Origin of the sequence: Amycolatopsis ponsaeliensis, assembly GCF_030182635.1 — a bacterium.
In the GTDB taxonomy this organism is placed as follows: Bacteria; Actinomycetota; Actinomycetes; order Mycobacteriales; family Pseudonocardiaceae; genus Amycolatopsis; species Amycolatopsis ponsaeliensis.
The window spans coordinates 54,057-73,658 of the sequence record NZ_JAPZLD010000020.1 but is presented as its reverse complement, the minus strand read 5'-3'; the positions used below and the strand labels follow the sequence as shown (position 1 = coordinate 73,658).

At 71.3% G+C, this 19,602-nt stretch carries 17 protein-coding genes; 5 read left to right on the top strand and 12 right to left on the bottom strand.

What is annotated here, in order from left to right:
• Window positions 1-3: 3 nt before the first annotated feature.
• Window positions 4-384 (bottom strand): OB-fold nucleic acid binding domain-containing protein, encoded by a 381-nt coding sequence (locus QQ657_RS28025; protein ID WP_072480405.1) that lies wholly within the window; start codon window positions 382-384, stop codon window positions 4-6.
• A gap of 135 nt (window positions 385-519) precedes the next feature.
• Here QQ657_RS28025 and QQ657_RS28020 point away from each other — a divergent pair, with 135 nt between their 5' ends.
• Window positions 520-1,203 (top strand): alpha/beta hydrolase, encoded by a 684-nt coding sequence (locus tag QQ657_RS28020; RefSeq protein WP_284745364.1) that lies wholly within the window; start codon window positions 520-522, stop codon window positions 1,201-1,203.
• 51 nt (window positions 1,204-1,254) lie between these two features.
• On the opposite strand, the gene QQ657_RS28015 is transcribed toward QQ657_RS28020, so the two are convergent.
• Window positions 1,255-1,917, bottom strand: a complete 663-nt coding sequence (locus QQ657_RS28015) for a DUF3710 domain-containing protein (RefSeq protein WP_284745249.1) — start codon at window positions 1,915-1,917, stop codon at window positions 1,255-1,257.
• The gene (dut, locus tag QQ657_RS28010; RefSeq protein ID WP_284745248.1) at window positions 1,917-2,420 is read right to left on the bottom strand and encodes a dUTP diphosphatase; all 504 of its coding nucleotides are present in this window, start codon (window positions 2,418-2,420) and stop codon (window positions 1,917-1,919) included. Before dut ends, QQ657_RS28015 begins: the two co-directional genes overlap by 1 nt.
• Window positions 2,421-2,444: 24 nt before the next feature.
• Between dut and QQ657_RS28005 the strand changes: the two genes are divergently transcribed.
• Window positions 2,445-2,927, top strand: coding sequence for a DUF3093 domain-containing protein (locus tag QQ657_RS28005; RefSeq protein WP_284745247.1), 483 nt, complete (start codon window positions 2,445-2,447; stop codon window positions 2,925-2,927).
• A gap of 137 nt (window positions 2,928-3,064) precedes the next feature.
• Here the strand turns inward: QQ657_RS28005 and QQ657_RS28000 are convergent, their stop codons facing one another.
• On the bottom strand, window positions 3,065-3,373 hold the full coding sequence (locus QQ657_RS28000; protein ID WP_086676737.1) for a DUF4193 domain-containing protein: 309 nt from the start codon (window positions 3,371-3,373) through the stop codon (window positions 3,065-3,067).
• A 515-nt stretch (window positions 3,374-3,888) separates the two neighbouring features.
• Here QQ657_RS28000 and cei point away from each other — a divergent pair.
• Window positions 3,889-4,572 (top strand): envelope integrity protein Cei, encoded by a 684-nt coding sequence (cei, locus tag QQ657_RS27995; RefSeq protein WP_284745246.1) that lies wholly within the window; start codon window positions 3,889-3,891, stop codon window positions 4,570-4,572.
• Between the two features lie 82 nt (window positions 4,573-4,654).
• Here cei and QQ657_RS27990 read toward each other — a convergent pair whose 3' ends face one another.
• A complete protein-coding gene (locus tag QQ657_RS27990) occupies window positions 4,655-5,473 on the bottom strand; it encodes an inositol monophosphatase family protein (RefSeq protein WP_284745245.1) in 819 nt (272 codons plus the stop codon).
• Window positions 5,474-5,537: 64 nt separating this feature from the next.
• Between QQ657_RS27990 and ppgK the strand changes: the two genes are divergently transcribed.
• Window positions 5,538-6,305 (top strand): polyphosphate--glucose phosphotransferase, encoded by a 768-nt coding sequence (gene ppgK / locus QQ657_RS27985; RefSeq protein WP_434056786.1) that lies wholly within the window; start codon window positions 5,538-5,540, stop codon window positions 6,303-6,305.
• 197 nt (window positions 6,306-6,502) lie between these two features.
• A complete protein-coding gene (locus tag QQ657_RS27980; RefSeq protein ID WP_284745244.1) occupies window positions 6,503-7,906 on the top strand; it encodes an RNA polymerase sigma factor in 1,404 nt (467 codons plus the stop codon).
• A 57-nt stretch (window positions 7,907-7,963) separates the two neighbouring features.
• On the opposite strand, the gene QQ657_RS27975 is transcribed toward QQ657_RS27980, so the two are convergent.
• The 7 genes from QQ657_RS27975 to glgX all read right to left on the bottom strand — a co-directional run bounded on the left by QQ657_RS27975 (window position 7,964) and on the right by glgX (window position 19,568).
• Complete coding sequence (locus QQ657_RS27975; protein ID WP_284745243.1) at window positions 7,964-9,157, bottom strand: hypothetical protein; 1,194 nt, start codon at window positions 9,155-9,157, stop codon at window positions 7,964-7,966.
• Window positions 9,158-9,197: 40 nt separating this feature from the next.
• The gene (locus QQ657_RS27970; RefSeq protein ID WP_284745242.1) at window positions 9,198-9,590 is read right to left on the bottom strand and encodes a hypothetical protein; all 393 of its coding nucleotides are present in this window, start codon (window positions 9,588-9,590) and stop codon (window positions 9,198-9,200) included.
• A gap of 176 nt (window positions 9,591-9,766) precedes the next feature.
• Window positions 9,767-11,974: a 1,4-alpha-glucan branching protein GlgB gene (gene glgB / locus QQ657_RS27965; RefSeq protein WP_284745241.1), complete on the bottom strand. Its 2,208-nt coding sequence runs from the start codon at window positions 11,972-11,974 to the stop codon at window positions 9,767-9,769.
• 4 nt (window positions 11,975-11,978) lie between these two features.
• Complete coding sequence (locus QQ657_RS27960; protein WP_284745240.1) at window positions 11,979-13,352, bottom strand: maltokinase N-terminal cap-like domain-containing protein; 1,374 nt, start codon at window positions 13,350-13,352, stop codon at window positions 11,979-11,981.
• Window positions 13,353-13,357: 5 nt separating this feature from the next.
• Window positions 13,358-15,166: a maltose alpha-D-glucosyltransferase gene (gene treS / locus QQ657_RS27955; RefSeq protein WP_284745239.1), complete on the bottom strand. Its 1,809-nt coding sequence runs from the start codon at window positions 15,164-15,166 to the stop codon at window positions 13,358-13,360.
• A 40-nt stretch (window positions 15,167-15,206) separates the two neighbouring features.
• Complete coding sequence (locus QQ657_RS27950; RefSeq protein ID WP_284745238.1) at window positions 15,207-17,189, bottom strand: maltotransferase domain-containing protein; 1,983 nt, start codon at window positions 17,187-17,189, stop codon at window positions 15,207-15,209.
• Between the two features lie 231 nt (window positions 17,190-17,420).
• Window positions 17,421-19,568 (bottom strand): glycogen debranching protein GlgX, encoded by a 2,148-nt coding sequence (glgX, locus tag QQ657_RS27945; protein WP_284745237.1) that lies wholly within the window; start codon window positions 19,566-19,568, stop codon window positions 17,421-17,423.
• Window positions 19,569-19,602: the final 34 nt, after the last annotated feature.

The following is a 19,602-nucleotide window of genomic DNA, read 5'->3' as shown; positions in this document are numbered from 1 at the left end:
TGATCAACTCACTGGGCTCTGGAGCTCGTAATAGGGGTTGTACAGCACCTTCTGGCCGTCACGCTCGGCCATCCGGCCGCGCACCTTGATCGTCCGGCCAGGCTCGATGCCCGGGATCCGGCGGCGGCCGAGCCAGATTAGCGTCACGCCCTGTGTCCCGTCGAACAGCTCCGCCTCCAGCGTGGCGGCCTCGTTCGTCGGGCAGAGCTCCACGCTGCGGAGTCTCCCCATCACGGTGACCTCTTCGCCGGAACGGCAGTCACAGGCCCGCTGCGCGCCCTCGGCGCCGGACCTCATCGACATCTCGTCGGCGTCGAGCTCATCGACGTCGCTGGTCAGCTTGCGTACCAACCGGCTGAAGTAGCCGCCGTCTTTGGCGGACATAGGTGCTCCTGTGCTCCGGGGCCCCCGACAAACTGCTTGCGGCCCGTGCGATTCCAGCGTACTGCGGTCCCCGCCAGGGAAACGCCTTTGCGCAAAGATCGCAACGTGACGTCCGCGATCAGAGTTCCCGCCGCGGTGCTGCTGCCCGGCACCGGCTCGGACGAGGTGTTCGTCCGGGCGGTCTTCGCCGGCCCGCTGCGCGCCCTCGGTGTCCCGCTCATCGCGCCACCGCCGCCGCCCGGTGCGGCCCTGGCGGACGGCTACCTGGCGACGCTGGACGCGCTGGCGGACGAACACGGCGAACTGCTCGTAGGCGGCATTTCGTTCGGCGCCCACCTCGCCGCGGAGTGGGCCGTGGCCAATCCGGGCCGTTGCGGGGGCCTGCTGGCCGCGCTCCCGGCCTGGAACGGCGCTCCCGGCTCAGCACCCGCATCGCTGGCCGCGACGCTGTCCGCGGATCTGGTGGCCGGATCCGGGGTCGACGCCGCCCTGGCGCAGACGGCGGGCAGCCCGGACTGGCTGCGGGCGGAACTCGACCGGGCGTGGCGCCGGCACGGCGCCGGGCTGGCGGCGGGCCTGCGCGTCGCCGCGGGCCGCCCGTCCCCAACGCTCGGCGAGCTCTCCGCGCTGGCCGTCCCGGCCGGGATCGGCACCTGCACCGACGACCCGATCCACCCGACGAAAGTCGCATCGGAGTGGGCCGGCGCACTCCCCCGCGCGGCGCTCGGCGAGACGACGCTCACGGCGCTGGGCGCGGATCGCGAGTCCCTCGGCCGGGCGACCGTCCTCGCCTTCCTGCGAGCCCTCCGGACGCCATGAGGGGCACCTTCATGGCCTTAAGAGCCATGAAGGTGCCCCTCATGGAGCGAGTCAGCCCTGTTGCTGCTGGGCCGCGATGTGCTCGGCGACGGCGTCGGGCAGCGTGATGGTCAGCGGGGTGCGGACCGGCATCGGCGCGTCGCCGCGGTCGACGATCGTGCGGCGCACGATCCCCCGCAGCACCTCCACCGCCGCCGCGGCCTCCGACTGCGGCCCGGCGATGACGCCGCGCAGCATCCAGCGCGGCCGGTCGATGCCCACGAAGCGCAGCGAGACGTCGCCGACGATCGCCGAGATCTCCAGGCCCCACACGCCGCGGCCGATGTTGACCTTGGCGCCGTCGGCCCGCAGCTGCTCGGCCAGCTCGGTGCTGACCTCCCGCCAGAGCCCGCCGGTGCGCGGCGCGGCGTAGGCGCTGACCGTGATCTGGCCCTGCTCGGTGACGACGTGCACGGCACGCACGCCCCCGGTCTCCGGGTCCATCTCGACCTGGACCTGGGACCCGTCGGGCACCGGCACCTTCACCGAGCCGAGGTCGATCCGCGGGACGCCGTCGTCCTCGAAGTCCGCGACGTCGAACGGGCCGTCGGAGACGTCCGACAGCTCGTCGTCCTCGTCGTACGCCTCGTCCTCGATCGTGTCGTCGGCCTCGGGCGCGCCGTGCCTTCCGCCGGACCCGCCCTCGGTCCGCCGCTTGCGTCCGAAAATCCCCACTACTTCTCCGTTCCTTCCCCCGCGCCGGCGCTCGCGCCGGGCACGTCTGCTCCCAGTGTGGCGTGTCCGCCCGTGGAGCCGTAGCCTCCGGCGCCCCGTTCGGTGGCGTCGAGCTCGGCGACCTCGACGAACTCGGCGTGCTCGACCCGCTGCACGACCAGCTGGGCGATGCGGTCGCCGCGCGCGAGCTTCACCGGGTGCACCGGGTCGTGGTTGATCAGGCAGACCTTGATCTCCCCGCGGTAGCCCGCGTCGATCGTGCCCGGCGTGTTCACCACCGAGAGGCCGACCCGGGCGGCCAGGCCCGACCGCGGGTGGACGAACCCCGCGTACCCGGGTGGGAGGGCGATCGCGACGCCGGTGCCGACGACGCCGCGTTCCCCGGGTTTCAGCACGATATCCGAGGTCGTGACGAGATCGGCCCCCGCGTCGCCCGGCCGGGCGTAGGCGGGCAGCGGGACATCCGGGTCGAGCCGGGAGAGGAGTACCTGAACGCTGGACACGGGCGGCGAGATTACTCTCTACCCGTGGGTGAATCTGCGAAGACGGCCGCGAGTGCCGCGGTCCGGCACTCCGAGCGGCTCTACGTGCCGTGGTGGGGCTGGCCGCTGCCGGTGCTGGGCGCGATCCTGCTCGCGGCCGAGGTCGACATGGGCTACCCGGGCGTCCGGGCGTGGCTGCCGTACGTGATCGCGCTGCCGGTCGTCGTGGGGCTGATGCTGTCGCTGGGCCGGTCGAAGGTCCGCGTCACCGGCGGTGACGAGCCGGAGCTGTGGGTGGGCGACGCGCACCTGCCGCTGCGCTACGTCGGGCAGGTCGAGATCTTCGACAAGGACGCCAAGCGCAAGGCGCTGGGCCGCGACGGCGACCCGGCCGCCTACGTGCTGCACCGCGGCTGGGTCGGCCCGGTCGTGCGCGTCACGCTCACCGATCCGGCCGACCCGACGCCGTACTGGCTGTTCAGCACCCGGCGCCCCGAGCGCGTCGCCGAGCTGGTCAAGGGCGCCTGACCCGAGACATGGGAAGGGGGCCGGCCTGCCGGCCGGCCCCCTTGTCCCCAGCGCGCTTCGAGCCTCCCCAAGATGTCCCTCGAGGCTCTCCGCCGCGTCTGTTCGTCCCCTGAACCCTGTTCCGAGATCCCGCGCGGTCAGGCGCAGTCGCGGCAGATCAGGCGTCCGCCGCTCTCCTCGGCCAGCCGGCTGCGGTGGTGCACCAGGAAGCACACGGAGCAGGTGAATTCATCCGCCTGCTTCGGCACCACCTTCACGGTCATGTCCTCCCCGGAAAGCCCGGAAAGGTCGGCACCCGGCAGCTCGAAGTTCTCGGCGGTCGCGTCCTCGTCGACGTCGACGACGCCGGACTGGTTCTCGTTCCGCCGGGCCTTGAGCTCCTCCAACGAGTCTTCGGCCAGCTCGTCGGCTTCGCTGCGGCGCGGAGCGTCGTAGTCGGTAGCCATGTGTCCCTCACCCCTGCGATCAGCTTGTGTAGTCGTTTTCCCGGACTCCCGGATGCGCCCGTGAGTCCGCCGTGCCGCTGGTCAACGTTCCAGGGCCCTCGTTTGTGCCCGACGGCCGAAGTGACCGAGGTCTCTTCTTTATGGGCCTCTTCCTGCGGCCGGAGCCCGGGAAGGGTAGCTCACGCCCGCGACGGTTCTGCAACGAGTCAGACATTGCCCGGGAATCGTCACCCGACAGGGGGAACCCGCAGGTAAGACGCGTTGTCGTCCATTCGGGTTGCCCGCGGGTGGAGAACTTCACCGGCGGCCCGTGTCCGCTTGCCCCGCCCGTCCCCGCCGTGGTGCGATCGCCGCACGGGGATCGGTCGCGGGCGGGGTCCGCGGACCACCGGCGCGGGAGGAATCCGGCAGGGTGACCCGGGACGCCGGGCGCGGGCCGCGGCGCCTAGGCTGATCGGCCACGACGGTGCCGGGTTCGCACCGGTCGGTTCGGATGTTCGGGAAGGGACGGGCAGGTGGCGTCGGGGAACGGCATCGGGGACCGTGGGGCGCGGCCGTATCGCAAGCACAAGCCGCTGCCGGCGCTGATCGTCATCGGTGTGCTCGCGCTCGGCGCGATCATCGTCTGGATCAACGCGGCGGTCGGCAAGGGCGACGTCGACGCCGCGGTCAGGTGTGACCCGGCCGCGAGCCCGCCGCCGGGCGTCACGTTCAGCACCCTCCCCCACAACGCCCTCGACGACCGCGCGCCGGTGCCGCCGGACAAGGTCGCCGTGAAGGTGCTCAACGCCTCCAGCACCCGCGGCCAGGGCGGCATCGCCACCACCGCGCTGAAGGAGCTCGGCTTCACCGGCACCGGCGATCCGGCCAACGACCCCGCCTACGAGGGCCGCGAGGCCAAGTGCCGCGGCCAGATCCGCTTCGGCGAAAACGGCATCACCGCGGCCCGGACGCTCAGCCTCGTGGTGCCGTGCGCCGAGCTGGTCCAGGACAACCGCAAGGACGCGAGCGTCGACCTGGTCACGGGCACGCTCTTCGGGGACCTCCGGCCCCGCGCGGAGGCCCGCCAGATCCTCACGCAGCTCGCCGACTGGTCCAAGGCCCACCAGGGCGGCGGCTCGAACGAGCAGTCGGCCGGTGCGAAGGCCCCGGTCATCGACCAGACGCTGCTGGCTTCGGCCCGCGACGTCGGCTGCTGACCCGCCGCCGACCTGCTTCACCCCTTGCCATGAGGGGCACCTTCATGGCCTTTAACGCCATGAAGGTGCCCCTCATGGCAAGTCAGACCTCCGCCGCGCCGCAGTCCGCCAGCACCTTCCACAGCGGGTCGGCGATGGACGGCGCCGCCGCGTACGTCGCGTCCGCGCCCAGCTCCGGTGCCGATCCCGGCAGGTGCACCGCCGCGCCCGCCTCCGCCGCGATCAGCGCCCCGGCCGCCCAGTCCCAGCGGTGCAGCCCGTGCTCCACGTACGCGTCGAGCCAACCCGCCGCCACCGCGCACAGGTCGAGCGACGCCGCCCCGTTGCGCCGGATGTCCCGGACCCGGCCCAGCAGCTCCGCCGCGAAGCGCGACTGCCGCGTCCGCCGCTCCGCCGAATACGCGAATCCGGTCCCGACCAGCGTCAGCTCCAGCCGTGCGGGTGCCGACACCGCCAGCCGCCGGTCGCCCAGGAACGCGCCCTGCCCGCGCGCGGCCGACCAGACGCGGCCGCTCGCGGGCTCCACCACCGCGCCGGCCACCGACTCGCCGCCGACCTGCGCCGCCACCGACACCGCGAACCACGGCAGCCCGTAGAGGAAGTTGACCGTCCCGTCGATCGGGTCGACGACCCAGGTCACGCCGTCGCCGGCGGCCCCGCCGCCCTCCTCGCCGAGCACCGGTTCCCCCGGCCGCAGCGAAGCCAGCCGGGCGCGCACCAGCCGCTCCGACTCGTGGTCCACCGCGGTCACCACGTCGGTGTCCGCGGACTTCGTGTCCACGGCCACCGAACGTCCCCGCGCCATGCCCTCCCAGGCCTCGCGGACCAGTTCGGCGGCGTCCGTCGCGACCTGCACCGCGACGCTTTTCAGCAACGACTCGTCAACTCCCACGTCCGACATGTCACCACATCCGGTTAAAGTCTCCGAGGCAGGCTTCTGAATCGTGCGAGAAGGGACCACGTCCGTGGTGGAGGCGACCCGCCGAGGTTTCGGCATCGACATCGGCGGCAGCGGGATCAAGGGTGCCTTGGTCGACCTGGACAAGGGGCAGCTCATCGGCGACCGGATCCGGATCGAGACGCCGAAGCCGTCGACGCCGTCGGCGGTGGCCGACGTCGTCGCCGAGATCGTGGCGCAGGCGGGCTGGGACGGCCCGGTCGGCGTGACGCTCCCGGCGGTCGTCAAGAAGGGCGTCGCGCACACCGCGGCCAACATCGACAAGCAGTGGATCGGCACCGACGCCGACGCGCTCTTCGCCAAGCGGCTCGGCGTCGGTGTCGACCAGGTCGCGATGCTCAACGACGCCGACGCGGCGGGCATGGCCGAGATCCGCTTCGGCGACCCGGTCGCGCGCAAGGGCGTCACCGCCCTGCTCACCTTCGGCACCGGCATCGGCAGTGCGGTGTTCCAGGACGGCAAGCTCGTCCCGAACACCGAGTTCGGCCACCTGGAGATCGACGGCCACGACGCGGAGAAGCGCGCGGCCGCGTCGGTGAAGGACAACGAGGGCCTGTCGTACCCCGAATGGTCCAAGCGCGTGCACCGTTATCTGACCGTGCTCGAAAACCTGATCTGGCCGGATCTGTTCATCGTCGGCGGCGGGGTCAGCAAGAAGGCCGAGAAATGGGTGCCGCTGCTCGACATCCGCACTCCGGTGCTGGTGGCGACGCTGCAGAACAACGCCGGGATCGTAGGTGCCGCGGCGGCCGCGAGCGAAGGCATCCAGCACTAGATCCGGAGCCGATCCGGGCGCCGGAGCGGGCCGGAGGGTGATCGCTTCGCGACGCATGCGCGTACCGTCGTTACAATGGAACACGGCCCACGGCTGCGGAGGCGAAAACCGCAGGCCGAGGCGTGTTCCCCGAATGTGAGGCAGCAGTGGCCCCCGTGCCGTTGCTCGTCATGATCGACCGCTGCGAAAGGGCGTAAGTGGCAGCCGCAAGAACCGCAACCCGAGGCGGGACGAAGACCGCGACCGCAGCCGGCGAGCCGGCCGAAGAGGCAGCCACCGGGACGGCGAAGCCTGCGGCCCGCAAGACCACCACCGCGAAGAAGGCTCCGGCCAAGAAGGCTCCGGCGAAGAAGCCCGCGACCAAGGGCGCGAAGACCGAAGACGGCGACCCGGACGGTCCCGGCGAGATCGACGAAGCCGAACTCGACACGCCCGACCTCTCGGACCTGGAAGAGGTCGAGGTCGACGTCGTCGACGAAACGGTGAACGACGAGCCGGACACCGACTCGGCCGACGACGATGACGACGAGGAGTCGGACGAGGAGACCCCGGCGCAGCGCCGTCGTGGTGCCGCGGCCGACAAGGCGGCGGCCGCCAAGAGCTCCGACAACCCGGACTTCGTCTGGGACGAGGAGGAGTCCGAGGCGCTGCGTCAGGCGCGCAAGGACGCCGAGCTCACCGCGTCGGCCGACTCCGTGCGTGCCTACCTCAAGCAGATCGGCAAGGTCGCGCTGCTGAACGCGGAGGAGGAGGTGGAGCTGGCCAAGCGGATCGAGGCCGGGCTCTACTCCGCCGAGCGCGTGCGCACCGCCGAGGAGGAGGGCGAGAAGCTCGTCACCCAGATGCGCCGCGATCTCAAGTGGATCGTGCGTGACGGCGAGCGCGCCAAGAACCACCTGCTCGAGGCGAACCTCCGGCTCGTGGTGTCGCTGGCCAAGCGCTACACCGGCCGCGGCATGGCGTTCCTGGACCTGATCCAGGAGGGCAACCTCGGCCTGATCCGCGCGGTGGAGAAGTTCGACTACACCAAGGGCTACAAGTTCTCGACGTACGCCACGTGGTGGATCCGCCAGGCGATCACCCGCGCGATGGCCGACCAGGCCCGCACCATCCGCATCCCGGTGCACATGGTCGAGGTCATCAACAAGCTCGGCCGCATACAGCGTGAGCTGCTCCAGGACCTCGGCCGCGAGCCGACCCCGGAAGAGCTGGCCAAGGAAATGGACATCTCCCCGGAGAAGGTCCTGGAGATCCAGCAGTACGCGCGTGAGCCGATCTCGCTCGACCAGACGATCGGCGACGAGGGCGACTCGCAGCTCGGTGACTTCATCGAAGACTCCGAAGCGGTCGTCGCGGTGGACGCGGTGTCGTTCACGCTGCTGCAGGACCAGCTCCAGTCGGTGCTGCAGACGCTGTCCGAGCGCGAGGCGGGCGTGGTCCGGCTGCGCTTCGGCCTCACCGACGGCCAGCCGCGCACGCTCGACGAGATCGGCCAGGTGTACGGGGTGACCCGCGAGCGCATCCGGCAGATCGAGTCGAAGACGATGTCGAAGCTGCGTCACCCGTCGCGGTCCCAGGTCCTGCGCGACTACCTGGACTGAGTTTCCTTCGGTACCACGGAAGAACCCCGTCACGATCGTGGCGGGGTTCTTCCGCGTTCAGGCCCGGCCGGTGAGCGCCGTCCACGGGACGTGCACCGTGACGCGCTCACGCAGCTGCTCGTTGATCAGCCACAGCTCGCCCGTCGCCGGCCAGTAGGACAGGTTCTGGCTGTTCACCGGCGCCTGGCCGGCCAGCCTCGACGTCGAGACACCGCCGATCCCGCCGTGGAGGCAGGACGGGTGGTCGCCGGCCACCCCGGCGTACTCCGGGCAGACGCCGGTGAGCACGAAGTAGCCGCCCCGCGACACCGCGCCCTGCATCCCCCACACCGGCGAGGAGAAGCCTTCGACGGCGTGCACCAGGCCGTCCGCCGACGTCTTCAGCCGACCGGAAGCCGTGTCGAACGGCCAGCGCAGGATCCGGCCGCCCGCCGCCGCCGGGACGTGCTCGGCCGTGACGAACGTGGAATCGGTGTGGTCGAAGGAAAGCGTCGACAGGCACGGCCGCGCGCCGGTCGCCGTGGTGCACGCGCCGCCGCCCGGGTACCAGTAGGCGCCGACCTGCGGCATCGCGTAGTCGTAGTAGGCGGCGTGGTACTTGCCGTCAGTGCCGAGGCCGACGGTCGCGGAGCTGTCGTCGACCTTCCAGAAGTGCGTCGTGTCGAAGACGCGGATCAGGCCGCCGGTGGTCGCCACGAAGAGCAGGTTGCCCGACCACGTCATGCCGTGCCCGTGCCCGGCGACGACCGCGAAGTTCGTGTCCGACGTCGGTTCCACCAGCAGGACGTGCCGGTAGCCGAGACCGCTGGCGTCCACAAAGGACAGCCGGACCATGGTGTCGCCCGGCGTGTGCCACGACGTCGCCACGACGCGCTTGCCGCCGACAGTCCCCGTCGCCGGGTCGGCGTCGCCGGAGCCGGTGAGGCCCTGCGGGATCCAGTCGTTGGTCTTGTCGTCTCCGGCGTCCTCCCAGCAGAACCCGGCCGGCTTCAGCGCGGCGGCGAGGTACGTGCCGTGGCAGAGCGGGCGGGCCGTGCGGTTCGTGTCCCCGAGCAACGCCGGGAGCCCGCGCGGCGGGAGCTTCCGGTCCAGCGCGGCGATCCGGCTGCCGTAGGTGGCGAAGGTGTCGCCGGCGGTGAGCCGGTAGCCGTCGACGCTCGCCGCGTCGAGCCGGGGGAAATTCGCGGCGGCCTGGGCCGTCGCCGGGAGGCCGAGCAGCAGCAGCGCCACGAGGCCGAGCAGGAATCGCATGCCGGCAGCGTGCCCGGCGCGCGTACACGGCCCGTACAAGTCAGGGCACGGCCAGGCCTCGCTCCCGCAGCGACTCCTCGACGCGCAGGCGTTCGATCTCGCGGTCCATGCCCTCCGGTAGCTCGGCGAGCCGGTGCGGGACACCGACCTGGCGGCAGGCTTGGGTGAGGAGCTCGTCGTACGCCTGGCGCGTCCCGAACCGCCGCGCGGCCGGGGTGCCGGACGGGTAGCCGGCCAGCAGGCGGTGCACCCGCCGCAGATCCGCCGCGACTCGTTCGATCGGCGGCCCCGCCGGTTGTGGCTTCGCACGCTTCTCGAGAAGCCGGCGAAGCAGCTTCGGGGCGCGCAGCGCGCACCAGAAGAGCACCGTGGGAGCAATGCAGACCACGGCGAACAGGATCAGGTTCGCGAGGACGCCGCCGGCGCCGGCCATGCACTGATGGTAAGCCCGCGACACCCGCCCGGCGCAGTCTTTTTCGCCCGCCCCGCGTGATCGAAGACGTAACTCGCGTGATTGAGCACGTGACTCGCGTGATCAGAGCCGGAACTCGCGAGTTCCGGCTTCGATCACGCCGGATCCGGCTTCGATCACGCGAGTTCCGGTCTCGATCACGGGAGGGTCGAGGTCTCCGGGGTCTCTTCGGTGAGCCAGAGGACTCCGGCCGGGGGGAGCTGGAGGACTGCCGAGGCCGGCTGGCCGTGCCAGGGCGAGTCGGTCGCTTCCACGAGACCCAGGTTTCCGACGCCCGAGCCGCCGTAGGCCTCCGCGTCCGTGTTGACCACCTCGCGCCAGCGGCCGGCCGAAGGCAGGCCGACCCGATAGTCGTGGTGCGGCACGCCCGCGAAGTTCGCGACGCAGGCCAGCCGCGAACCGTCGGACCCGATGCGCAGGAAGCTCAGCACGTTGCCGCCGGAGTCGTTCGCGTCGATCCAGCGGAAGCCGTCCGGTGACGTGTCCTGGCTGAACAACGCCGGAGTCGACTTGTACACCGAGTTCAGCGACCGCAGCAGGTCCTGGACGCCGCGGTGCAGCGGCTCGTCCAGCAGGTGCCAGTCCAGGGACCGCTGCTCCGACCACTCCGCGGGCTGCCCGAACTCGCCGCCCATGAACAGCAGCTGCTTGCCCGGGTGCGCCCACATGAACGCCAGCAGCGAACGCAGCCCGGCCGCCTTGTTCCAGGCGTCGCCCGGCATGCGGCCCCACAGGGATCCCTTGCCGTGCACCACTTCGTCGTGCGAGAGCGGCAGCACGAAGTTCTCGCTCCACGCGTACACGAGCGAGAACGTCATCTCGTTGTGGTGGTACGCGCGGTGGATCGGCTCGTGCGACAGGTACCGGAGCGTGTCGTGCATCCAGCCCATGTTCCACTTGAAGCCGAACCCGAGACCGCCCAGGTGCGTCGGGCGCGTGACGCCCGGCCACGCCGTCGACTCCTCGGCCACCATCACGACGCCCGGGTGTCGCTTGTAGACGGTCGCGTTCAGCTCCTGCAGGAACTTCACCGCGTCCAGGTTCTCGCGACCGCCGTACTGGTTCGGCAGCCACTCCCCTTCCTTGCGGGAGTAGTCGAGGTAGAGCATCGAGGCGACGGCGTCGACGCGCAGGCCGTCGAGGTGGAACTCCTCGATCCAGTACAGCGCGTTGGCCACGAGGAAGTTGCGGACCTCGTTGCGGCCGAAGTCGAACACGAGCGTGCCCCAGTCGGGCTGCTCGCCGCGGCGCGGGTCCGCGTGCTCGTACAGCGCGGTGCCGTCGAACTTCGCCAGCGCCCAGCTGTCCTTCGGGAAGTGCGCCGGCACCCAGTCCACGAGCACGCCGATCCCCCGCTGGTGCAGGCGGTCGACGAAGTAGCGGAAGTCGTCCGGGGAGCCGAAGCGGGACGTCGGCGCGTAGTACGACGTCACCTGGTAGCCCCACGAACCGCCGAACGGGTGCTCCGACACCGGCAGCAGCTCGACGTGGGTGAAGCCGGTCTCGAGGACGTAGTCGCCGAGCTGGTCGGCCAGCTCCCGGTAGTCGAGCCCCGGCCGCCACGAGCCGAGGTGGACCTCGTAGACGCTCATCGGCGCCGCGGCCCACTCGGTCGCCTCGCGCTGGGCGACCCACACGTCGTCGTCCCACACGTGCCCGGACGTCGTCACGACCGACGCCGTCGCGGGCGGCTGCTCCGTGCCGAACGCCATCGGGTCGGCCTTCTCGTGCCAGTTGCCGTCGGCGCCGAGGATCCGGAACTTGTAGCAGGAGCCGGCGCCGACCCCCGGCACGAACAGCTCCCAGACGCCCGACGAGCCGAGCGAGCGCATCGCGTGCCCGCGCCCGTCCCAGCCGTTGAAGTCGCCGATCACGCGGATGCCGCGGGCGTTCGGCGCCCAGACCGCGAACGACGTCCCGTCGACGACGCCTCGCGGCGTCTCGTACGACCGGACGCGCGCCCCGAGCACCTCCCAGAGCCGCTCGTGCCGGCCCTCGCCGATCAGGTGCAGGTCCAGCTCGCCGACCGTGGGCAGCCAGCGGTACGGGTCGTCGGCGGTGACGGAGTGCCCGTCGTAGTCGATCTCCAGCCGGTAGTCGCCGGGGTGCTCGGGCACCGCCACGGCGAACAGGGCGTCGATGACCGGCTCCATCGGGTGCCGGTCCTCGCCGGTGATCAGGGCGACGGCCTTGGCGCCGGGCAGCAGCGCCCGGGCCGCGAAGCCCTTGCCGACCGCGTGCACGCCCAGCACCGAGTGCGGGTCGTGGTGCGAGCCGGCCAGCAGCCGGTCGATGTCCGCGGCCGCCGGGGCCGCGGCCGGGAGGCCTTCCGGAACCGCGTTCACGGCGTCATCCCTCTCCGTCGGTGATCCGGGCGATCGAGGCGAGCGGCACGCCCAGCCAGTCGGGCCGGTTCGCGTACTCGTAGCTCACTTCGTAGACCGCCTTGTCCAGTTCGAAGGCGCGCAGCAGCTCGCCCTGTTCGCGCGGGTCCGCCGCGATCGCGGCGTAGCCCTCGCAGAACGCCGCCCGGTTGCGCTGCGACCACTCCATGGCCCGCTGGGCCAGCGCCGGTTCGTCCGGCTGCCCGACCAGCATCTGCTGGGCCGCGTAGTCGAACGACCTCAGCATGCCCGCCACGTCGCGCAACGGCGAGCGCAGCGCGTGGCGCTCTTCCACCGGGGCCGCCGGTTCGCCCTCGAAGTCGATCAAGAGCCAGCCGGTGACCGTCCGCAGCACCTGGCCCAGGTGCAGGTCGCCGTGGATGTACTGCATGGTCACGGAGTCGGCGGGCAGCGTGCGCAGCGTCTCGAACGCCGTCCGCAGCCCCGGGGCGTGCTCGGCCAGCTCCGGCACCTGCCCGGCGACCGTGTCGAGCCGGTCGACCATCGCCTTCATCGAGCGCTCCAGCTCGTCGGCGTCGACCGGCTCGGTGCCGAGGGCCTCGGCCAGGTCCGCGTGGACCTCGGCCACCGCCCGCCCGAGCCGCTCGGCCTCGCCGGCGAAGTCGCCGCCGACCTCCTCGGCGTGCAGCTCCGGCGCGGCCATCAGGTCGCGGACGCTGGTGGTGGCCATCGCCCAGCCGTCGACCGCGTCCGCGACGAACTGCTGGAGCATGCCGACCGTGGTCGGCTCGCCGTCGAGGTCGCCGGTGATCGAGCCGAGCACCTGCGCGATGTGCTTGCTGCCCACGCCCTGCAGCGCCCGGTGCAGCAGCAGGTCCTTGTTCTTGCCCGGCGTCAGCTTCCGGAACAGCTTGAGGATGTACTGCCCGCCGTAGACCAGGGACGTGTTGCTCTGCTCCGAGGTGATCGGCCGCGCCCGCAGGCCGGTGTCCAGCTCGACGCCGGGCTCGTGCTCGAACACGAGCGAGCCCACGCTGTCCTCCCGCGCCATCAGGTCCAGCAGCACGCCGGTGACGTCGAGGTCACCCGACGCCTCGTAGGCGTTGAGGTCGCCGACCGCCCCGATCCAGCTGGTGGACGAGATCTCCGGCGGGTGCGTCCGCCGGCCGACGAGCAGCTGGTACGGCTCGCGCCGGTCGTCCTGGACGACCTCGACGACCACGTGCAGCAGCTGCGGGTCGCCGACGACCAGCTCGGTCACGCCGAGCGGCCGGACACCGGTCACCGGCCGGTCCTTGCCGGCGAACCAGCGCTGCTCCGGCAGCCAGCGCTTCAGGTCGTCGGTCAGGTCGTCGACCAGCTCGCGCGGGTCGGACAAGGGACTCACCTCGTTTCGCCTTCGTCTCCCGGGCTCGTCAGCTGGAACCAGTAGAAGCCGTGCCCCGGCAGCGTCAGCAGGTACGACAGGTCCCCGATGCTGGGGAACCGCACGCCACCGGTGAGCTCCACCGGCGTGCACCCGCGGTGCGCGGACAGGTCCAGCTCCACCGGCTGCGGGAACCGGGACAGGTTGTTCACGCAGAGCACGACGTCCTCGCCGCCGTCCGGGCGCCGCCACTGGCGCTTGTACGCCAGCACGCTCGGGTTCGACCCGCCGAGGTCGACGAACTCGCCTTCGGCGAACGCGTGGTGCTCCTTGCGCACCTCGATCATCCGCCGGGTCCAGTTCAGCAGCGAGGACGCGTTGTTCGACTGCGCCTCGACGTTCAGGCCCTGGTAGCCGTACACCGGGTCCATGATCACCGGCAGGTAGATCCGGCCGGGGTCGCAGGAGGAGAAGCCGGCGTTGCGGTCCGGGGTCCACTGCATGGGGGTGCGGACCGCGTCGCGGTCGCCGAGCCAGATGTTGTCTCCCATGCCGATCTCGTCACCGTAGTACAGAACGGGCGAGCCCGGCAGGGACAGCAGCATCGCGGTGAAGAGCTCCTGCTGGTTGCGGTCGTTGTCCAGCAGCGGGGCCAGGCGACGGCGGATGCCGATGTTGGCCTTCATGCGCGGGTCCTTGGCGTACTCCGCGTACATGTAGTCGCGCTCGTCGTCGGTGACCATCTCGAGGGTCAGCTCGTCGTGGTTGCGCAGGAAGATGCCCCACTGGCTGCCGCTGGGGATCTCCGGGGTCTGGGTCATGATCTCCGAGATCGGGAACCGCGACTCGCGACGCACCGCCATGAAGATCCGCGGCATCAGCGGGAAGTGGAACGCCATGTGGCACTCGTCGCCGCCGACCGCCGGGTCGCCGAAGTACTCGACCACGTCCGAGGGCCACTGGTTCGCCTCGGCCAGCAGGATCCGGCCCGGGTACTCGTCGTCGACGACCTTGCGGCAGCGCTTGAGGAACTCGTGCGTGCGCGGCAGGTTCTCGCAGTTGGTGCCCTCCTGCTCGAACAGGTACGGCACGGCGTCGAGACGGAACCCGTCGATCCCCAGGTCCAGCCAGAACCGCAGGGTGTCGATCATCGCGTCCTGGACGTCGACGTTCTCGAAGTTCAGGTCGGGCTGGTGGGAGAAGAACCGGTGCCAGTAGAACTGGCCGCGGACCGGGTCGTAGGTCCAGTTCGACGTCTCGGTGTCGACGAAGATGATCCGCGCGTCGGCGTAGCGGGAGTCGTCGTCGCTCCACACGTAGTAGTCGCCGTACGGGCCGTCGGGGTCCTGACGGGACTGCTGGAACCACGGGTGCGCGTCCGAGGTGTGGTTGAGCACCAGGTCGGTGATCACCCGGATGCCCCGCCGGTGCGCTTCGTTCAGCAGGAACACGAAGTCCTCGACGCTGCCGAACTCCGGCAGCACCGCGCGGAAGTCGCTGATGTCGTACCCGCCGTCGCGCAGCGGCGACGCGTAGAACGGCGGCAGCCAGAGGCAGTCGATGCCGAGCCAGGCCAGGTAGTCCAGCCGGCCGGCCAGGCCGCGCAGGTCGCCGGTGCCGTCGCCGTTCGAGTCGGCGAAGGCGCGCACCAGCACCTCGTAGAACACCGCGCCCTTGAACCACTCCGGGTTGCTCGGCGCCTGCTGCGCCGAGCGGAAGTCGCCGGCCTGGGGCTCGACGAGCATGCCGTCGGCGGTCATCGCCTCACCGGTGTGCGGCACGCCTTCCAGCCCGAGCGCCGCGTCGGGGCGGGCTTCCTCCGCCATGTGTTCCACCTCAGTCCTCGATTCGTTCTTCCTTCCCCTGCTAACCGGCCAGCCGCCGCCGGACGGACACCACGTGCGCCACGGCCCGCCAGGGCTCGAGCCGCACGAAGTTCGCCGGGCCCCAGTCCCAGGTGTCGCCGGTGACCTCGTCGTGGGCGATCAGCCGCTCGTGCGCCTCGAACCCGAGGGCCGCCGTGTCGAGCCACAGCGTGCCTTCCTGCGGCCCGTACGGATCGAGCGTGACGACCGTGACCACGGTGTCGCCGGTGGCCGGGTCCTGTTTGGAGTACGCCAGCAGCGCGTCGTTGTCGACGTGGTGGAAGTGCAGGGTGCGCATCTGCTGCAGCGCCGGGTGCGCGCGGCGGACGGCGTTCAGCTTCGCGATCCACGGCTCCAGCGAGCGTCCTTCGGCGAGCGCGCGCTCGAAGTCGCGCGGGCGCAGCTGGTACTTCTCGGAGTCGAGGTACTCCTCGCTGCCCTCGCGGACCGGGACGTGCTCGAACAGCTCGTACCCCGAGTAGACGCCCCACGTCGGCGAGATCGTCGCGGCCAGCGCGGCCCGCAGCGCGAACATGCCGGGCCCGCCGCGCTGCAGCGACTCGTGGAGGATGTCCGGGGTGTTGACGAACAGGTTCGGCCGGCCCTCGTTCCAGTGGTCCCGCAGGTCCACGGCGAAGTCGATCAGTTCCTGCTTGCCGGTCCGCCACGTGAAGTACGTGTAGCTCTGGGTGAAGCCGAGCCGGGCCAGGCCCCACAGCCGCGCCGGGCGGGTGAACGCCTCGGCCAGGAACAGGACGTCCGGGTGGGCGTCCTTCACCGACTGGATCAGCCAGGCCCAGAAGTCCGGCGGCTTGGTGTGCGGGTTGTCGACCCGGAAGATCTTCACCCCGTGCTCGACCCAGACCAGGATGACCCGCAGCATCTCCTCGTAGACGCCCTTGGGGTCGTTGTCGAAGTTGATCGGGTAGATGTCCTGGTACTTCTTCGGCGGGTTCTCCGCGTAGGCGATCGAGCCGTCCGGGCGGGTGGTGAAGAACTCCTGGTTCTTGAGCACCCACGGGTGGTCCGGCGCGGCCTGCAGCGCGAAGTCCAGCGCCACCTCCATGCCCAGCTCCTCCGAGCGGGCGACGAAGGCGTCGAAGTCGTCAAAGGTGCCGAGGTCCGGGTGGATGGCGTCGTGCCCGCCCTCGTCGGCGCCGATGGCCCACGGCGAGCCGACGTCGTCGGGCTTGGCGTCGAGGGTGTTGTTGGGGCCCTTGCGGTTCACGCGGCCGATCGGGTGGATCGGCGGCAGGTAGACGACGTCGAAGCCCATCTTCGCGACCCGGTCGAGCGCGGCCGAGGCGGTGGTGAAGGTGCCGTGCACCGCCTTGCCCTCGGCGTCGAGCCCGCCGGTGGAGCGGGGGAACAGCTCGTACCAGGAGCCGTACGCGGCCCGGCGGCGGTCGACCCACAGCTTGTGCGGCTTGCCCTTGGTGATCAGCTCCCGCACCGGGAACTCGTGCATGAGCTGGCGGATCTCGGGCGAGAGCGCGGGCCCGACCCGCTCGGCGAGGCTGCGCTCCCCGTCGCGCAACGCGGTCAGCGCGCCGGTCAGCAGCGCCTTTTCCGCGCGGCGGTCCGGGCGGCGCGAGACGCGCTCCAGCAGTCGGGCGCCGTTCTCGAGGTCGTTGGCGAGGTCTTCGGGACCCTGCCCGGCGGCGACCTTCACCTCGACGTTGTGCTCCCACGTCGCCCAGGGGTCGCCCCACGCGTCGATCCGGTAGGTCCACGTGCCGGTGGTGTCCGGGACGACCACCGCGGCGAACTCGTCGGGGTGGTCGGGTCCGCGCGGCACCATCCGCGTCTGGCGGGTCAGCCGGTCGCCGGGGCCGCGCCACGCGACGGTGGCCGCGACGGCGTCGTGCCCCTCGCGCCAGACGGTCGCGGTGACCGGGATGTGTTCCCCCACAACGGCTTTGGCCGGATAGCGGCCACAGCTCACGCTGGGGGAGACGTCGTCGATGCCGAGCCGGCCGGTCATGGGCAACGCCCCTCGGGAGTGTCGGTTTGTGCGCAGGCGTCGTCAGTCTGCCCGACTCGATCACGCACGATCGAGGCAGGTCTCCCTTGTTCTGTACCCACCCGCGTGCGGCTGAAACGCTTCCCCCGCAACGAATTTCCGGCAGATGTCCGGCAGGTTAAGCGCGCGCCGCGGCCCGCCGCCGGGCCCCGCCGGTGAACACCCGTACCCGAATGGACGACAGGCGGGTGATCAGTAGCCCTCCGGCGCGGGGTCCGCGGCCAGGCGCGGGGCACGCAGCAGGAGCAGTGACCGCGACTGCAGCGTCAGCCGGCTCTTGGCCTCCAGCGGGCCCGGGTTGGCCGGGCTGCCGTCCGAGGTGCTCGTGTCGAGCGTCGGCTTGAACGTCTCGCCGTACTCGCGGCCCGGCAGGACCACCTCGGCCGGCCCGTCCCCCGCGTGCAGCCACATCAGCCACGAGTGGTCGGGCACCAGCTCGCCGTCGCGGTTGCGGGCCTGGCTGTTCGAGCCGTCGACCCACATGCCGAGCGTGTGCCGGTCCTCGAACCAGTCGGTCTCGCCGAACTCCTCGCCGTCCGGGCGGAACCAGACCAGGTCCGGCTTGCCGGTCGGCGTCGTCCGGCCTTCGAAGAACTCCGGCTGCCGCAGCGCCGGGCTGTTCGCCCGCAGCCGCACGACCCGGCGGGCGAAGGTCAACATGGCCTCGGCCTCGGGCTCCTCCGGCGTCCAGTCCAGCCAGGACGTCTCGTCGTCGAGGCAGTACGCGTTGTTGTTGCCGCGCTGGGTCCGCCAGAACTCGTCGCCCGCGGTGATCATCGGGGTGCCGGTGGACAGCAGCAGCGTGGCGAACATGTTCCGCACCTGCCGCACGCGCAGCTCGCGGATCTCCGGGTCGGCCGTGTCGCCCTCGGCGCCGTGGTTCCACGAGCGGTTGTCGTTGCCGCCGTCGCGGTTGTCCTCGCCGTTGGCGTCGTTGTGCTTTTCGTTGTAGGACACCAGGTCCCGCAGCGTGAAGCCGTCGTGGGCGGTGACGAAGTTGATCGACTGCCACGGCCGGCGCAGGTTGTGGTCGTAGAGGTCCGACGAACCGGACAGCCGGTAGGCGAGGTCGCGCACGCCGGTCGCGCCGCGCCAGAAGTCGCGCACGGTGTCGCGGTAGCGGCCGTTCCACTCCGCCCACTGGGCGCCGAAGCCGCCCACGCGGTAGCCCTCGCCGGTCGCGTCCCACGGCTCGGCGATGAGCTTGCAGCGGGTGAGCACCGGATCGGTGGTGATCGCGGTGAGCAGCGTCGACGTGGGATCGAACACCCCGCCGCGGGCCCGGCCGAGCGTGCTGGCCAGGTCGAACCGGAAGCCGTCGACGCCCAGCTCCTGCGTCCAGTACCGCAGCGAGTCGGTGACCAGCCGGACCACGGTCGGCGAGCCGGCCTCCAGGGTGTTGCCGCAGCCGGTGATGTCGGCCATGTGGCCGCGCTCGGTGTGCAGGTAGTACACCGGCGCGTTCAGCCCGCGGAAGCTCAGCGTCGGCCCGTCGGGCCCGCCCTCGCAGGTGTGGTTGAACACGACGTCGACGATCACCTCGATGCCGGCCCCGTGCAGGGCGGCCACCATCAGCCGGAACTCCTCGACCTCGTGGCCGGGCTCGCTGGCGTAGCCGGCGTGCGGCGCGAAGAAGCCGAGCGGCGAGTACCCCCAGTAGTTGTGCCGCCCGGCGCGGACCAGCGACGGCTCGTCGAGGAACGAGTGCACCGGCAGCAGCTCCACCGACGTGACGCCGAGCCGGGTCAGGTACTCGATGGCCACCGGGTGGGCCAGGCCGAGGTAGGTGCCGCGCAGCGCCTCCGGGATGAACGGGTGCTGCTGGGTGAACCCCTTGACGTGCAGCTCGTAGACCACCGCCTCCTCGAACGGGACCTCCGGCTTGACCCCGGTGTCCGGCCCGCCCGGCGAGGACACCACCGACAGCGGCACGCTGCCCAGGGAGTCCACTGTGGACATCGGCCCGCGCTCGGGGTCGCCGGTGAAGCCCTGGGCCGCGCGCAGGTCGGTCAGCCCGCCGGTGATCTGCCGGGCGTACGGGTCGAGCAGCAGCTTGTGCGGGTTGCAGCGCAGGCCGCGGGCCGGGTCGTACGGGCCGTGGATCCGGTAGCCGTAGCGCTGCCCCGGCGTCACCCCGGGCACCAGGCCGTGCCAGACGCCGAAGGTGCGCTCGGTGAGCGCGATCCGTCGTTCGGACCCGTCGGCGTCGATCAGGCACAGGTCGACCGCGTCCGCGACGGCTGAGGTGATCGCGAACCGCACTCCGCCCGCCTCGGGGTGGGCGCCGAGCGGGAACGGGCGTCCGGCGAGGACGTGGTCGGCGGAGGGTCGTGTGGCCATTCCTGAATCGTCCCAGATCCGGGTCGCTTCGCGC

Bases quoted from the DNA above. Each gene is read 5' to 3' on its own strand.
- QQ657_RS28025 (WP_072480405.1), bottom strand. From the start codon at position 384: ATGTCCGCCAAAGACGGCGGCTACTTCAGCCGGTTGGTACGCAAGCTG.
- QQ657_RS28000 (WP_086676737.1), bottom strand. From the start codon at position 3,373: ATGGCTACCGACTACGACGCTCCGCGCCGCAGCGAAGCCGACGAGCTG.
- QQ657_RS27990 (WP_284745245.1), bottom strand. From the start codon at position 5,473: ATGTCGGACGTGGGAGTTGACGAGTCGTTGCTGAAAAGCGTCGCGGTG.
- QQ657_RS27975 (WP_284745243.1), bottom strand. From the start codon at position 9,157: ATGCGATTCCTGCTCGGCCTCGTGGCGCTGCTGCTGCTCGGCCTCCCG.
- QQ657_RS27970 (WP_284745242.1), bottom strand. From the start codon at position 9,590: ATGGCCGGCGCCGGCGGCGTCCTCGCGAACCTGATCCTGTTCGCCGTG.
- treS (WP_284745239.1), bottom strand. From the start codon at position 15,166: ATGGCGGAGGAAGCCCGCCCCGACGCGGCGCTCGGGCTGGAAGGCGTG.
- QQ657_RS27950 (WP_284745238.1), bottom strand. From the start codon at position 17,189: ATGACCGGCCGGCTCGGCATCGACGACGTCTCCCCCAGCGTGAGCTGT.
- glgX (WP_284745237.1), bottom strand. From the start codon at position 19,568: ATGGCCACACGACCCTCCGCCGACCACGTCCTCGCCGGACGCCCGTTC.